Annotated in this window: 15 protein-coding genes and 2 pseudogenes; 8 read left to right on the top strand and 9 right to left on the bottom strand. The window is 61.7% G+C overall.

What is annotated here, in order from left to right; genetic code table 11:
* The first annotated feature begins 124 nt into the window (after positions 1–124).
* A complete protein-coding gene (locus PH551_RS18790) occupies positions 125–520 on the top strand; it encodes a DUF1236 domain-containing protein (protein WP_064705948.1) in 396 nt (131 codons plus the stop codon).
* Between the two features lie 149 nt (positions 521–669).
* On the opposite strand, the gene PH551_RS18785 is transcribed toward PH551_RS18790, so the two are convergent.
* The 4 genes from PH551_RS18785 to PH551_RS18770 all read right to left on the bottom strand — a co-directional run bounded on the left by PH551_RS18785 (position 670) and on the right by PH551_RS18770 (position 3,626).
* On the bottom strand, positions 670–1,713 hold the full coding sequence (locus PH551_RS18785) for a Gfo/Idh/MocA family protein (protein WP_097601836.1): 1,044 nt from the start codon (positions 1,711–1,713) through the stop codon (positions 670–672).
* A gap of 9 nt (positions 1,714–1,722) precedes the next feature.
* The gene (locus PH551_RS18780; protein ID WP_285194331.1) at positions 1,723–2,508 is read right to left on the bottom strand and encodes a ThuA domain-containing protein; all 786 of its coding nucleotides are present in this window, start codon (positions 2,506–2,508) and stop codon (positions 1,723–1,725) included.
* A 193-nt stretch (positions 2,509–2,701) separates the two neighbouring features.
* Positions 2,702–3,028, bottom strand: coding sequence for a DMT family transporter (locus tag PH551_RS18775; protein WP_483315431.1), 327 nt, complete (start codon positions 3,026–3,028; stop codon positions 2,702–2,704).
* Between the two features lie 34 nt (positions 3,029–3,062).
* A complete protein-coding gene (locus PH551_RS18770; RefSeq protein WP_221113531.1) occupies positions 3,063–3,626 on the bottom strand; it encodes a TetR/AcrR family transcriptional regulator in 564 nt (187 codons plus the stop codon).
* Positions 3,627–3,792: 166 nt separating this feature from the next.
* Between PH551_RS18770 and PH551_RS18765 the strand changes: the two genes are divergently transcribed.
* Positions 3,793–4,182, top strand: a complete 390-nt coding sequence (locus tag PH551_RS18765) for a group II truncated hemoglobin (protein ID WP_285194376.1) — start codon at positions 3,793–3,795, stop codon at positions 4,180–4,182.
* 2 nt (positions 4,183–4,184) lie between these two features.
* The gene (locus PH551_RS18760; RefSeq protein WP_285194330.1) at positions 4,185–4,556 is read left to right on the top strand and encodes a DUF423 domain-containing protein; all 372 of its coding nucleotides are present in this window, start codon (positions 4,185–4,187) and stop codon (positions 4,554–4,556) included.
* Positions 4,557–4,858: 302 nt separating this feature from the next.
* On the opposite strand, the gene hmuQ is transcribed toward PH551_RS18760, so the two are convergent.
* The 5 genes from hmuQ to PH551_RS18735 form a co-directional block, all read right to left on the bottom strand.
* Entirely contained in the window at positions 4,859–5,128 is a 270-nt protein-coding gene (gene hmuQ, locus PH551_RS18755) for a heme-degrading protein HmuQ (protein WP_285194329.1), read from the bottom strand.
* Between the two features lie 9 nt (positions 5,129–5,137).
* Positions 5,138–5,410, bottom strand: a complete 273-nt coding sequence (locus PH551_RS18750) for a hypothetical protein (protein WP_285194328.1) — start codon at positions 5,408–5,410, stop codon at positions 5,138–5,140.
* Positions 5,407–5,814: a DUF2325 domain-containing protein gene (locus PH551_RS18745; RefSeq protein ID WP_285194327.1), complete on the bottom strand. Its 408-nt coding sequence runs from the start codon at positions 5,812–5,814 to the stop codon at positions 5,407–5,409. The genes PH551_RS18750 and PH551_RS18745 overlap by 4 nt, the downstream gene beginning before the upstream one ends.
* Positions 5,815–5,921: 107 nt before the next feature.
* Positions 5,922–7,244, bottom strand: coding sequence for an energy transducer TonB family protein (locus PH551_RS18740; protein WP_285194326.1), 1,323 nt, complete (start codon positions 7,242–7,244; stop codon positions 5,922–5,924).
* A 140-nt stretch (positions 7,245–7,384) separates the two neighbouring features.
* Positions 7,385–7,810, bottom strand: a complete 426-nt coding sequence (locus tag PH551_RS18735; protein ID WP_285194325.1) for a hypothetical protein — start codon at positions 7,808–7,810, stop codon at positions 7,385–7,387.
* 178 nt (positions 7,811–7,988) lie between these two features.
* On the opposite strand from PH551_RS18735, the gene hemP reads away from it, so the two are divergent.
* The 5 genes and pseudogenes from hemP (at position 7,989) to PH551_RS18710 (ending at position 12,091) form a co-directional block, all read left to right on the top strand.
* Positions 7,989–8,162: a hemin uptake protein HemP gene (gene hemP, locus PH551_RS18730; protein WP_183699158.1), complete on the top strand. Its 174-nt coding sequence runs from the start codon at positions 7,989–7,991 to the stop codon at positions 8,160–8,162.
* 20 nt (positions 8,163–8,182) lie between these two features.
* Entirely contained in the window at positions 8,183–9,232 is a 1,050-nt protein-coding gene (locus PH551_RS18725; RefSeq protein WP_285194324.1) for a hemin-degrading factor, read from the top strand.
* An 11-nt stretch (positions 9,233–9,243) separates the two neighbouring features.
* Positions 9,244–10,166 (top strand): annotated as a pseudogene (locus PH551_RS18720) (heme/hemin ABC transporter substrate-binding protein).
* Positions 10,167–10,185: 19 nt separating this feature from the next.
* Positions 10,186–11,273: pseudogene (locus tag PH551_RS18715) on the top strand (FecCD family ABC transporter permease).
* A gap of 23 nt (positions 11,274–11,296) precedes the next feature.
* Positions 11,297–12,091: a heme ABC transporter ATP-binding protein gene (locus PH551_RS18710; RefSeq protein WP_285194375.1), complete on the top strand. Its 795-nt coding sequence runs from the start codon at positions 11,297–11,299 to the stop codon at positions 12,089–12,091.
* The last annotated feature ends 124 nt before the right edge of the window (positions 12,092–12,215 follow it).

Genomic DNA, 12,215 nt, shown 5'->3' with positions numbered 1-12,215 from the left:
CCCACACATGCAGGGGCCGCCTCACAGAATGTAAACCGGTCTTCCAAAGCGTGACTCTTTGCTGCGGGAACCTCGATTTGGCGACGTCGTTAGTCGAGTGCAACCCCAGCAAAGGAGAAGCAAAATGTACAAGATCATACTTGTCTCCGGCGCCCTTGCGCTGTCGTCGCTTGCCACCAATGCTCTGGCTGACGGAGCAGTCACCGGTGCAGCTGGTGGCGCCATCACCGGCGCGATCGTCGGTGGTCCTGTGGGTGCCGCCGTAGGCGGCATCGCCGGCGGTGTCGCCGGTGCCGCTATTGACCCGCCGCCGCGCGAGGTCGTCACCTATGTCGAGCAGCAGCCGGCCCCGACCTCCCGCGTGGTCGTTGAACAGCCGATCGTCGTCGGCAAGCCGCTTCCGGCGGATGTCGTCGTCACTCCGGTGCCCGACAACCCCAAATACGCCTATACGGTCGTCAACGATCGTCGTGTGATCGTTGAACCCCGCACCCATAGAGTCGTGCAGGTCATCGAATAATCAAGCGATCGACACCGCCTGCTGCGGCTCGACTACCTCCGGCCCCGCTTCGGCGGGGCCTTATTTCTACGTTTGCACCAACAATCAATCGGCGCGCGATAGCACGGCAAACCGCCGTCTGAACGGCGCTTCCATATCCCAAGCGGAGATCAGACTTTCAGCTCGCGCCGCTCGCGCTCCGTCACCATGGCGAGATCGAGAACCTTCTGCAGGTTGGCGGCGTGGCGGAAGTTCGGGTCGGGCTGGATGCCGCTTGCCACCGCTTCGGCGAAGCGCTGGTAGTTGGTTGGCACCGGCGGCGCTTCGATCTCCTTCCAGCTGGCGGTCTCGGCATCCTCTCCGAGGCAGCCGCGCAACTCGGACCCAGCCGGGCGATTGATGACTTCAAGGCTGCCTTTTTCGCCATAGATGCGCAGCTTAAGCTCATTCAGATGGCCCGTCGCCCAGCGGCTGGCATGGATGACGCCGAGCGCGCCGTTGGCGAAATCGACGGCCATGGTAAAGCTGTCATTCGCGTCTAGCATATACTCGCCGATCTGGCCGCCCGGCGCCTTGTTGAAGGTTTTCAGCCGGGCAAAGACGTGGTCGATGTCGGTCGCGGCGCCGTAAGCAGCGAAATCGAGGATGTGGATGCCGACGTCGCCGAGCACCCCGTTCGAGCCGTGGCCGGTGGAAAGCCGCCACAGCCAGGTCGATTCGGTACGCCAGTCGCCCCAGGCGCGCGAGACGAGCCAGCTCTGGAGATAGGAGGCCTCCACATGCTTGATCGTGCCGAGTTCGCCTGATAGCACCATCTCGCGGGCACGCTGCAGCGGCGCAACGTTGCGATAGGTGAGGTTCACCATGTTGATGACACCGGCCTTTTCGGCCGCTTCCGTCATCTCCAGCGCCTTAGGATAGTTTTCCGCCAGCGGCTTCTCGCAGAGCACATGTTTGCCGGCCGCAATCAGCGCCATGGTGGTCGGGTGATGGATGCGATCGGGCGTGATGTTCGTCGCCGCATCGAACTCGCCCCAGGCGATCGCCTCATCCAACGAATGAAACCGCTTTTCGATATTGAACTTGTCGGCAAAGGCGGAAAGCCGGTCGGGATCGGTGTCGACGGCGCCAACCACCGTCACCCCGTCGATTTTGCTGAAGTGGGTGAGCTGGCTTTTCGCCATCACGCCCGTGCCAAGAACGAGTAGTCGCATGGATGCTCCTCAGCGGTAACCGGCTTCGCCGGCCTGGTGCAGTTTCGGGCCGCGTTCGACGATCGGCTCCAATGCCTTTTCCACCGGCACATTTGGAGCTTCGGTAATGCCGGTCAACGCGCCTTCGGGGTTGTAGGCCCACTTGACGCCGTTGATCAGCACCTTCTGGACGGTGGCGTCGTGATAGGTCGGATAGGTCTCATGGCCTGGGCGGAAATAGAAGATGTTGCCGGCGCCGCGGCGCCAGGTCAGGCCCGAGCGGAACACTTCGCCGCCCTGGAACCAGGAGATGAACACCGTTTCGAGCGGCTCCGGCACCGAGAACTGCTCGCCATACATTTCCTCGTTCTCAAGCTCGAAATGCTCGCCGATGCCGGCGGCGATCGGATGGCGCGGGTTGATCGTCCACAGCCGCTCGCGCTCACCCGCCTCGCGCCATTTCAGCGCGCAGGGTGTTCCCATCAGCCGCTTGAAGATCTTCGAGAAATGGCCGGAATGCAGCACGAGAAGGCCCATGCCTTCCCAGACGCGTTTGGCGACGCGCTCGACGACGACGTCTGACACCGCGCCGTGATCCTTGTGGCCCCACCAGGTCAAGACATCGGTTTCGGAAAGCCGGGCTTCGCTCAGCCCGTGCTCCGGCTCCTGCAGCGTCGCCGTGGTGGCGGAGATGGTGGGATCGGTATTCAGTGCATTGGCGATCGTCGTATGCATGCCTTCCGGATAGATGCCCCGGACGGTCGCATTGGTATTCTCGTGAATGTTTTCACCCCACACAACGGTGCGTATGGCCATGCTGTGCTCCTCTGGAAGCTGGAAGGATCGTTTAGGCGGGAAAGGCAGAATTCAAAGCGCTTTGGAACGAGGCGCCGGGTGCGCCTCGATCTCCACAACGTCCGAGCAACACATAGCGCTTTGTCAGAAGTTTGACAAAGGGGAAATTTTCTCTCGTGAGACTCCGGAGGACCTTCTGAATATGACAATGAAATCAATGAGAAACGGATTTCGAGAACAGATTGACGACGATGACGCCTGATATGATCAGCCCGAGGCCGACAATGGCCGGCAGGTCGAGGCGCTGCTTGAAAAAGATCAGGCCGACCGACGAAATCAGCACGATTCCCAAAGCGCTCCAAATCGCATAGGCGATGCCGACGGGAATGCTCTTCAGCGTCAAGGACAGGCAATAGAAGGCCGCCGCATAACAGGCGACGACAAGCGCCGTCGGCCCGATGCGGGTAAACTGCTGCGACAATTGCAGCGCCGTAGTGCCGATGACTTCGAGCACGATGGCTGCAAAGAGCAGCCCGTAGATGGCGGCCTGGCTCATGACGAATTCCTTTTTCGGATTACTTTCCCGTGAGCTCGACAAGACGGCTGATGAGATTCCGCCTCAGGGCACTGCTGATGTCATGGCTCTCCAACGTGTCGGCAAACCACAGCCCATCGGCGGCGAACCGCACGATCTGAGTATCGAGCGAGGAGTCGGTGCCGACATATTCCTCAGCCCGCGCCTGCACCCATTGGCGCCAGCGAAGGCGCAGCCTGGGTTCGGCGAGAAGCGCGATCGTCACCTGCGTCCAGCTCCTGGAATCGTCGGGACGATCCTTGAGACCGGACACCGCCCTGAGATAGGCCCGGGTGAAGCGTCCCTGCGGCACGGGATCGCCACGCATCAGTTCCTCGATATCCGCATCGAACCTTTCGAGCAGGCTCTCGAACAGCGCGTCGAGCAGCGCATTCTTCGTCGGGAAGTGATGCAGCAATCCGCCCTTGCTGACGCTGGAGGCGGCGGAGACCGCATCCAGTGTCACGGCCGCCATGCCTTCGCTGGCGGCAAGGCGCGCTGCGACCTCCAGCAATTCCTGGCGCACGAGAGCCGGTTGTTTCTTGCGGTGATGAGCGTTTGACATACGTGATAAAGATACCGTCCAGACGGTTTTGTCAAGGAGAATCGCTGCAAACCCCTGCCCCCAGGCATCATGCGCGAAATGCCGCGGCACCTTGATGACAGTTGCGGTCGTTTTCCATCAGGTGCATGAAGGATCGGGGAGTAGAATGATATCGGGGAATGGTTTCGTGACGGAGAAGGTCACCACTCTATACGAAGCGATCGGCGGCAATGCCGCCGTACGGGCGCTGACGCACCGCTTCTATGCGCTGATGGATACGCTGCCGGAGGCAAAAAACGTGCGTGCCGTACACCCGCCGAGCCTCGAAGGCAGCGAAGAGAAATTCTACGAATATATGACCGGCTATCTCGGCGGCCCGCCGTTCTATACGGACAAGCGCGGCCATCCGCGCCTGCGCAGCCGCCATTTCGTTGCCGAAATCGGGCCTATCGAGCGGGACGAATGGCTGCTCTGCTTCCGCCGCGCGCTCGACGAGACGATCGCAAGTCAGGCGCTGCGCGATCTCATCTGGGCGCCGGTCGAGCGCCTTGCCCATCATATGCAGAACAAGGAATAGTCATGAGCCTGAACGCGCGCATCGAGCCGGTGCTCTATCTCTTCGCCGGCTTGTTCGGCGGGACCGGCGTGGCGCTCGCCGCGCTTGCCGCCCATGGCGGCGGTGAGGCCAACCTTGCGGCATCCGCCTCCGCCATGTGCCTTGCACACGCCCCTGCCCTGCTCGCCTTGGCCCTCGGCACCGCCAAGCTCAAAACCGCCTGGCTGGCCGGTTTTCTGATGATCGTGGGAACCCTGCTCTTTGCCGGCGATCTCGTTACGCTCCGCTTCTCCGGCTCCGGCCTCTTCCCCTACGCCGCGCCGACCGGCGGCTGGGCGATGATGCTCGGCTGGCTGGCTGTGGCGGCAGGTGCTGTCTTTCGCGTGCGGTTTTAGGGCTTGGAAAACTCGGCCGCTTATCGGTACGTTGCATCAGAGTATCCATCCGCAAATTGAGCGGCTGATGGGAGTCCGCTGCCCTCTCTTCCCTGTGCTCGTCACAGGGCTCGAGCGCGCCCAAGTCCTTGGGCGCGGGAGACTCTCTTCAGGCCCTACGGGTCATTCACGGGGCGGACGCGCCGTGGCTGGATTTCTGTGACGGGCACAGGAATGAGCGTGGGGAACGCCTCGCCTTCCACCAGTGAAAACTGCCATCAAATCCCGTCGACCACATTAAAACCCTCAAAAACCGGCGGGCCCTAATACATCGCCTTGCGGTCTCCGGCATTGCGGTGCGCCGCGCGAAAATTCTCGGACTTCGTCCAGTTCTGAAAATCCTCTTCGCTCTTCCAGACCGTGTGCGAGGAATAGAGCGTATACCCCTCTTCTTCATTGACCTTGCCACGCAGCAGGCGGAATTCGACGAAACCGGGCACCTCGGCCAGGCTGGGATCGCGATTGCGCCAGACCGTCTCGAAATCGCCCTCGGTTCCGGTTACCACCTTGAAGCGATTCATTGCGATATACATGAAATCTCCTTACGCCTTCCTCCTGGCGGCCCTTACAGCAGGCGAGGGAAAGGCGAGAATAATATTGCCGTTTGCCGCCGGCGCGCCAAGCGGTCTTGTCGCCGCTTCCCCAGGCATTCGCGCCTCCCAGGTCGGGAACAGCGTCACATTCTGGTAGATCTCCCGGCGTTCGGCATGCTGCTGAAAAAACTCGTAAAGCTCGGGCACGAGACCGCCGCCGCTCTGCGCGGCGAGCTTGTGCAGGCCGATCATGGTGAAGCCGTCGGGGCGCTTGTCGTTCATTGGGAATTGTCTCGTTCGTTCATCGTCTGCAGCGCACGTTCCAGGCTGGACTTGCTGCCGTTTCGAAGCGGGATGAAGGCCTTGCTGAACTTCTTGCAGCCGGTCTTCACGCGCAGGCAGGCATCATGGCTAATACAGTCGATGGGGCAGAACACGCAATCAACAGAGGGAAGCAAGGTGTCGATGCGCGAAACCGCCTCGCGCAGGCCGCCATCGTGATGAATGAGTTCGGCGCCGAAATTGCTGGCGATCTGGCGCAGATGCGCCACTTGGCAGTCGCGCCCGCCGACATAAAGGAAACTGCGGCCATCCAGTTTGGTTCGTCCGTTGGATGCCTGGCCGGCCTCCTCCCCCGCGCCGTCGCGGACCTCCCGGTTCGATCCCTTCTTGCCCTTGCGAGCCATATGCCACCCGTTCGCTCGTTGATCGTCACACGATTCCTGCGTGTGCGGATGGACCTTATTAAACTTGATTTTTGCAGTAAAGTATAAAGTTGATTATTGTTATCATATTATTCGACTGAGATTGGCACGGAGGTGAAGCTCCTACCATTTCCACCGGGCGTCGCTCCAAACGGCGCCGCGCGCCGGATGGCATCGATGGCAATCTGATCGATTTCGGGGACGCCAGAGCCGTTCACGACGCGAACGGAAGTCAGGCCGCCGCTGCCATTCACCGAAAACGACACGACCACAGTTCCCTCGACACCACGCGGCGTTCTGATCGCACGGCGAATGCGACTGCGGACCTTGCCGTCGTAATTGGCGAAAGCTGCACGTCCGACACCATCATTGTTGCTGACGCCGCGTGAATTGCGATCCGACTGAGCTGACGGGTTACCCTCAGCAACGCCTCGTGTTGAATCCTGCTGCGCCTCGCCCTGAGAGCCGGAGGCTTTTTGCGGCGGGCGCTTCTTTTCAACCTGTTTCGGCTTTTCCTGAACCACCACTTTTGGCTTCGGTTTCGGCGCCACGACCTCTTGCGGCACTTCCGGCTCCGGCTGAACCTCCGCCCTCTCGACCGGCTTCACCTCTTCGGGCTCCACCTCCGCAACAGGCGGCGCCTCGGACGGCTGCACTTCCGCTGGAACTTCCTCAAGCTTCCGCTCCTCCGGAACAACCGTCGACATCGGCGGCGCAACGGCAGTTTCGGCCGGCACTTCCGAAACGAGAACTTCAGGTTTCACGGCTGCCATAAATTCCGGAGAGACGCGTGTTACCTCAGGAGTAGGAGCTTGTTCTATCGGATCCTGCGTCTCGACGGGTGAGACCTGGGTTGGCTGAACGGTTTCCGGCTGAAGACTTATCGTTTCCATCGGTTGAATCGTATCCAGCTGGACCTCCTCCGGAATGATCTCATCTTGGACGGCTACGTCGGTCTCGCTTGCAGCCGTCTGATCGATGTCCGAGTTGCCGAACATCACGACACTTACGGCTTCACCAGCTTCCTCGACCGCCTCCTCCGGAAGCTTCGGGAACGCAGTGAGTAACGCTACCGCCAACGCCGCATGGAAAATCAGCGAACCGAAACACGTCAGCGCCACCCGCCGCCGCACCGCCTTCTGCTCGTCTTCCTGCCTCTCCACCGCCGCATCCATCGGCGGCGCAGAAGCGGGAGCGGCCGGTTCGACTTCCGGATGGTCGGGAAAAGAAGAGATCTGCACGAAACGCGTGTAGTGGATCACCGTCTCTCCGGCCGGCTGCCGCTGCGCGTTTCGCAGTTCGGGAAGTTCGTGGCCGGGGTGCATGCCGGGTGTGTTGTCATTCAGGCTGGTGTCGGCGTCCGCCTCCCCGATGAGCACGTGTCTCGATTTGGATTTCGCTGAAATCGCCATTCTTTGCGCCTCGGACAGCCGGAAACATGTTCGCCGGGGTTCATCCCCGGCGTCTTCTTGAGCAATTCCAGCAAAAGTGCGCAGCGGTTTTGCGTCCGGAATTGCGTAAAAACAAAGAGTTAGAGCATTTCCGAAATGCTCTAACCTTCGAAGGGAACGGAGATCTGCGAGCGAGTGACGAGACCCTTCATGCATCCACCGGCGACCGGCCCGTCGCAGACCGGTGTGTCGTTGATCAGGATGCGGGTCACGCTCTCGCATTTGACATTCGGCATGTCGAACTGGCGCACGCGCTTCTTGCCTTGCGGCAGATCGCGGAAGTCGAGAACGGTGATCCGGTCGACGGCATTCTTGTCGTTGAAGAAGGCAAGCTCGAAGGAAACCTTGTCGATGGCGGCGGCTAGCTTGTTGAGCGCCACGAAGGTCATCATGCAGCCCTTCTGCGAGGGCGCCAGCGCATTGAGTTCGACATCGAGGGAGGCTGCGGGCGCCGCCTCCTGCGCCTGGGCTGCGATTGCAACCATCATCACCAAGCCGGCCGCAACGGCCGCAAACCTACCAGTCATAATCGTCTCCGCATCGTCGCGAGCCGTCGGCGGACGGCTTCGTATCAGCAATCTCAAAAACTTGACTACGTTAGTCTCCTATTGCGTCTTTAAAAAACTATGAGTAAGAAAGTCAAGTTAATTGTAGACACGACCGGAGACCTTCAGATCCCCGGCCTCACGGAAATGCCAAACCGAAATGATGGTTGATAACTTTAAGGACATGGCGCTGCAGAGCGAGCCTGCGGCGCAACACCGGATCATCGAAAGCGCGGATCTTTTCCGCGGCACGAACGAGATCATGATCAGACACGACGGGCTGGTTTACCGCCTGAAGATTACCCGCCAGGGCAAGCTCATTCTCAATAAATAGGGCCAATAAACAGGTAAGACATGACTGAGCAGAAAAGACCGGCGCCAGCCGAAATCCGTGCATTTCGCGCCGAAAACCTGAAAATGCGCGAGCGCGATATCGCCGCCCAGCTGAAGATTTCCGAGGCAGCCCTCGTCTCCGCCGAAACCGGCATCAGCGTGACCCGCATCGATGGCAGCGCGGCGAAGCTTCTCGAACGCGTGGAACGCCTCGGCGAAGTGATGGCGCTGTCGCGCAACGGAAGCGCCGTGCACGAAAAGATCGGCGTCTTCGAAAACATCAAGAGCGGCGCCCAGGCCGCGATCGTCCTCGGCGAGAACATCGACCTGCGCGTCTTCCCCAACCGCTGGGGGCATGGCTTTGCCGTCTCCAAGAAGGATGGCGAACAGGAGCGTCTCAGCCTGCAATATTTCGACAAGGCGGGCAACGCCGTGCACAAGGTGCATCTGCGTCCGAATTCGAATATCGAGGCCTATCACGCGATCGTCGCTGAGCTGAAGCTCGAAGAACAGTCGCAGGAATTCGTCGAGGCCGAGATCTCGAATGCAGCCGACGAGACCGCCGACGTCAGCCGCGACGAGCTGCGCGACAACTGGAGCAAGCTCACCGATACCCACGAATTCTTCGGCATGCTGAAGCGCCTGAAGATCGGCCGCCAGGCCGCTGTGCGCACCGTCGGCGACGACTATGCCTGGAAGCTCGACAACACCGCGACGGCGGAAATGATGCATGTTTCGGTAAAATCGGGCCTGCCGATCATGTGCTTCGTCGCCAATAACGGCATCGTCCAGATCCATTTCGGCCCGATCTTCAACTTGCAGACGATGGGTCCGTGGATCAACATCATGGACCCGACCTTCCACCTGCATCTGCGCCAGGATCACATCGCCGAGACCTGGGCCGTGCGCAAGCCGACGAAGGACGGCCACGTCACCTCGCTGGAGGCTTACAATTCCGAGGGCGAGATGATCATCCAGTTCTTCGGCAAGCGGAAGGAAGGTTCCGATGAACGCGCCGAATGGCGCGAGATCATAGAAAACCTGCCGCGGGCAGCCAGCGTAGCCGCATAAGGATCACAGCGATGACGATGCGTAACAATCTGCGCCGGATTCGTCTATGGGAACTAACCTTGACGGCGGTTGTCATGGCGCTGCCGCTGATCCAGACGGCGCCGGCCGGCAAGCACTTCACTTTCATCCGCACCGCTCACGCCGAGGAAAATAAGCTCGATACGTCGCGCCTCGTTTCGGCCGGCGGCGACGTCACCGAGATCGTCTACGCCCTCGGCGAGGAAAGCCAGCTGATCGCCCGCGACACGACGAGCCTCTATCCGGAGGCGGCGCTGAAGCTCCCGAACGTCGGTTACATGCGGGCGCTCTCGCCGGAAGGCATCCTCGCCATGAACCCGACGGCGATCATCGCCGTCGAAGGGTCCGGTTCGCCGGAGGCACTTGCTGTGCTGAGCCCGCGTGCCCTTCGAGACCGTGTCGAACACCTTCACCCGCGACGGCCTCGTCGCCAAAATCGACCGCATCGGCACACTGCTCGATGTGCCCGACAAGGCGAAGGCGCTCGAAAAACAGGTCGCTGCCGACCTCGACACGGCGATCGCCGATGCCGAAAAGCGCCCGGAGGCCGAGCGCAAGCGCGTTCTCTTCATACTCAGCGCCCAGAACGGCCGGATCATGGCCTCGGGCACCGGCACGGCGGCCGACGGCGTGATTAAGCTTGCCGGCGCCGTCAATGCCGTCGGCGTATTTCCGCTACAAGCCGCTGACGGACGAGGCGATCATCGAAGCCAAGCCCGACATCATCCTGATGATGAACCGCGGCGACGGCGCCGGCACCAGGAACGAGGACCTGCTGGCGCAGCCGGCAATCGCGTTGACGCCGGCCGGAGAGAAGAAGGCGATCATCCGGATGGACGGCGTCTACCTGCTCGGCTTCGGCCCGCGTACGGCGAGCGCGGTGCGTGACCTCAATGCGGCGATCTACGGGGGCTGATCATGACCCTCCACAAGCCATGACGGAACGAAGGCGATCAATCGCGATGGCGGCGATGCTTGAAAGCCAGCAGGCAGGCGACAGGACGCGGCTCGCCCTGCTGGCAATCACCCTGCTCGTCGCCGGCTCTGCCTTCTCGATGATGTTTTCGGTGACAATGGGCGCCTCGAATGCTTCGATCCTCGATGTCATCGCCAATATGGCCGGCTCCGAGACGGCGCTCAGCGCCAGTGACCGGATCATCATCTTCGACATCCGCCTGCCCCGGGCGATCCTCGGCTTCCTGATCGGCGCCTCGCTTGCCGTTTCCGGCACGGTGATGCAGGGCCTGTTCCGCAATCCGTTGGCCGATCCCGGCCTCGTCGGCGTCTCCTCCGGCGCAAGCTTCGGCGCGGTCGTCATGTCGTGCTCGGCGGCGGCCCCGCAGCCCCGCTCCAGGCATTTTTCGGCATCTATGCCCTGCCCGCGGCCGCCTCCGGCGGCGGCCTCGCGACGACGCTGCTGCTCTACGGGATTGCGACACGGCACGGCCAGACCTCGGTGGCGACGATGCTGCTTGCCGGCATCGCGCTCGGCGCGCTTGCGCTGGCGCTCACCGGCCTCTTGATCTGCATGGCGAACGACCAGCAGCTGCGCGACCTGACCTTCTGGAGCATGGGCTCGCTTGCCGGCGCCACCTGGACGAAGATCGCCACCGCCGGCCCGATCATTCTCCTGTCCTTCACCGTCCTGCCCTTCATGGCGCGCGGTGCCATCACGCTCGGCGAGGCAGCCGCCTTTCATATGGGCGTGCCGGTGCAGCGGCTGAAGAATGTCGCGATCGTCGGCGTCGCGGCCGCGACCGGCGCTTCCGTCGCCGTCAGCGGCGGAATCGGCTTCGTCGGCATCGTCGTGCCGCATGTCCTGCGCATGGCGATTGGGCCGGATCATCGTCGCTTGCTGCCCGCCGCAGCCCTTCTCGGCGGTTCGCTGCTGATCTTCGCCGACGTGCTCGCCCGCACCCTGGTCGCTCCTGCCGAGCTGCCAATCGGCATCATCACCGCAGCGGTCGGCGGCCCGTTCTTCCTGTGGATCCTGCTGAAGCAGCGTTCGCGCCTTGCCCTCTGAGCAACCTTGTGAGTGACGTGCCGATGATCGAAGTGTCCGGCCTCTCCGTGCGCCTTTCCGGCAAATCAATCGTCAGCGACGTCGCTTTCAGCGCAAAGGCCGGTGAACTGACGGCGATCGCGGGACCGAACGGCTCCGGCAAGACGACGACGATGAAAGCAATCTCCGGCGAGCTCGCCTATGACGGCTCCGTGCGCATCGGCGGCGATGAGGTGAAGGGGCTGAAGCCCTGGCAGCTTGCCGCCATTCGCGGCGTGCTGCCGCAGGCAAGCACCATCTCCTTTCCCTTCACTGTGCGCGAGATCGTCCGCATGGGCCTGACCGCGGGCCTGAACCCGCACCCCGACAAATCAGATCAGACGGCGGCGGCCGCCCTCGCCTCGGTCGATCTGACCGGTTTCGAAGGCCGCTTCTACCAGGAACTCTCCGGCGGCGAGCAGCAGCGCGTGCAGCTTGCCCGCGTGCTCTGCCAGATCTCGGAACCCATCATTGATGGCAAGCCCTGTTGGCTGCTGCTTGACGAGCCGGTCTCGAGCCTCGACATTAGCCACCAGCTGACCATCATGTCCCTCGCCCGCACGTTCTGCGAGCGCGGCGGCGGCGTCATCGCCGTCATGCACGACCTCAACCTGACAGCACTTTTTGCCGATCGCATCGTGCTGATGAAATCCGGCCGGCTCGCCGCCGCCGCTAGAGTTAAAGAGGTGCTGACCGACGAGACGATGCTTTCGGTATTTGGCTACGCGCTGCGGATCAATCAGATCCCGGCTGATGGCACGCCTTTCGTGCTCGCCCACAGCGCCCTCTCCCATGCCTGAGCCTGCGCGGGCGGAACTTTTGCCCCTTCAACACGTTGTCGGCAATGATCTGGGTCAATGCCGGGCGACATCATTCATGCAACGGACGGTGGTGACCCTCGTGCGAAACAGGCGGGCTCGCGCG

The organism is Rhizobium atlanticum (assembly GCF_030182485.1).
In the GTDB taxonomy this organism is placed as follows: Bacteria; Pseudomonadota; Alphaproteobacteria; order Rhizobiales; family Rhizobiaceae; genus Rhizobium.
This window is presented reverse-complemented; position numbering and strand designations above follow the sequence as displayed.

Bases quoted from the DNA above. Each gene is read 5' to 3' on its own strand.
- PH551_RS18790 (WP_064705948.1), top strand. From the start codon at position 125: ATGTACAAGATCATACTTGTCTCCGGCGCCCTTGCGCTGTCGTCGCTT.
- PH551_RS18785 (WP_097601836.1), bottom strand. From the start codon at position 1,713: ATGCGACTACTCGTTCTTGGCACGGGCGTGATGGCGAAAAGCCAGCTC.
- PH551_RS18780 (WP_285194331.1), bottom strand. From the start codon at position 2,508: ATGGCCATACGCACCGTTGTGTGGGGTGAAAACATTCACGAGAATACC.
- PH551_RS18770 (WP_221113531.1), bottom strand. From the start codon at position 3,626: ATGTCAAACGCTCATCACCGCAAGAAACAACCGGCTCTCGTGCGCCAG.
- PH551_RS18760 (WP_285194330.1), top strand. From the start codon at position 4,185: ATGAGCCTGAACGCGCGCATCGAGCCGGTGCTCTATCTCTTCGCCGGC.
- hmuQ (WP_285194329.1), bottom strand. From the start codon at position 5,128: ATGTATATCGCAATGAATCGCTTCAAGGTGGTAACCGGAACCGAGGGC.
- PH551_RS18750 (WP_285194328.1), bottom strand. From the start codon at position 5,410: ATGAACGACAAGCGCCCCGACGGCTTCACCATGATCGGCCTGCACAAG.
- PH551_RS18745 (WP_285194327.1), bottom strand. From the start codon at position 5,814: ATGGCTCGCAAGGGCAAGAAGGGATCGAACCGGGAGGTCCGCGACGGC.
- PH551_RS18740 (WP_285194326.1), bottom strand. From the start codon at position 7,244: ATGGCGATTTCAGCGAAATCCAAATCGAGACACGTGCTCATCGGGGAG.
- PH551_RS18735 (WP_285194325.1), bottom strand. From the start codon at position 7,810: ATGACTGGTAGGTTTGCGGCCGTTGCGGCCGGCTTGGTGATGATGGTT.
- hemP (WP_183699158.1), top strand. From the start codon at position 7,989: ATGATGGTTGATAACTTTAAGGACATGGCGCTGCAGAGCGAGCCTGCG.
- PH551_RS18725 (WP_285194324.1), top strand. From the start codon at position 8,183: ATGACTGAGCAGAAAAGACCGGCGCCAGCCGAAATCCGTGCATTTCGC.
- PH551_RS18710 (WP_285194375.1), top strand. From the start codon at position 11,297: ATGATCGAAGTGTCCGGCCTCTCCGTGCGCCTTTCCGGCAAATCAATC.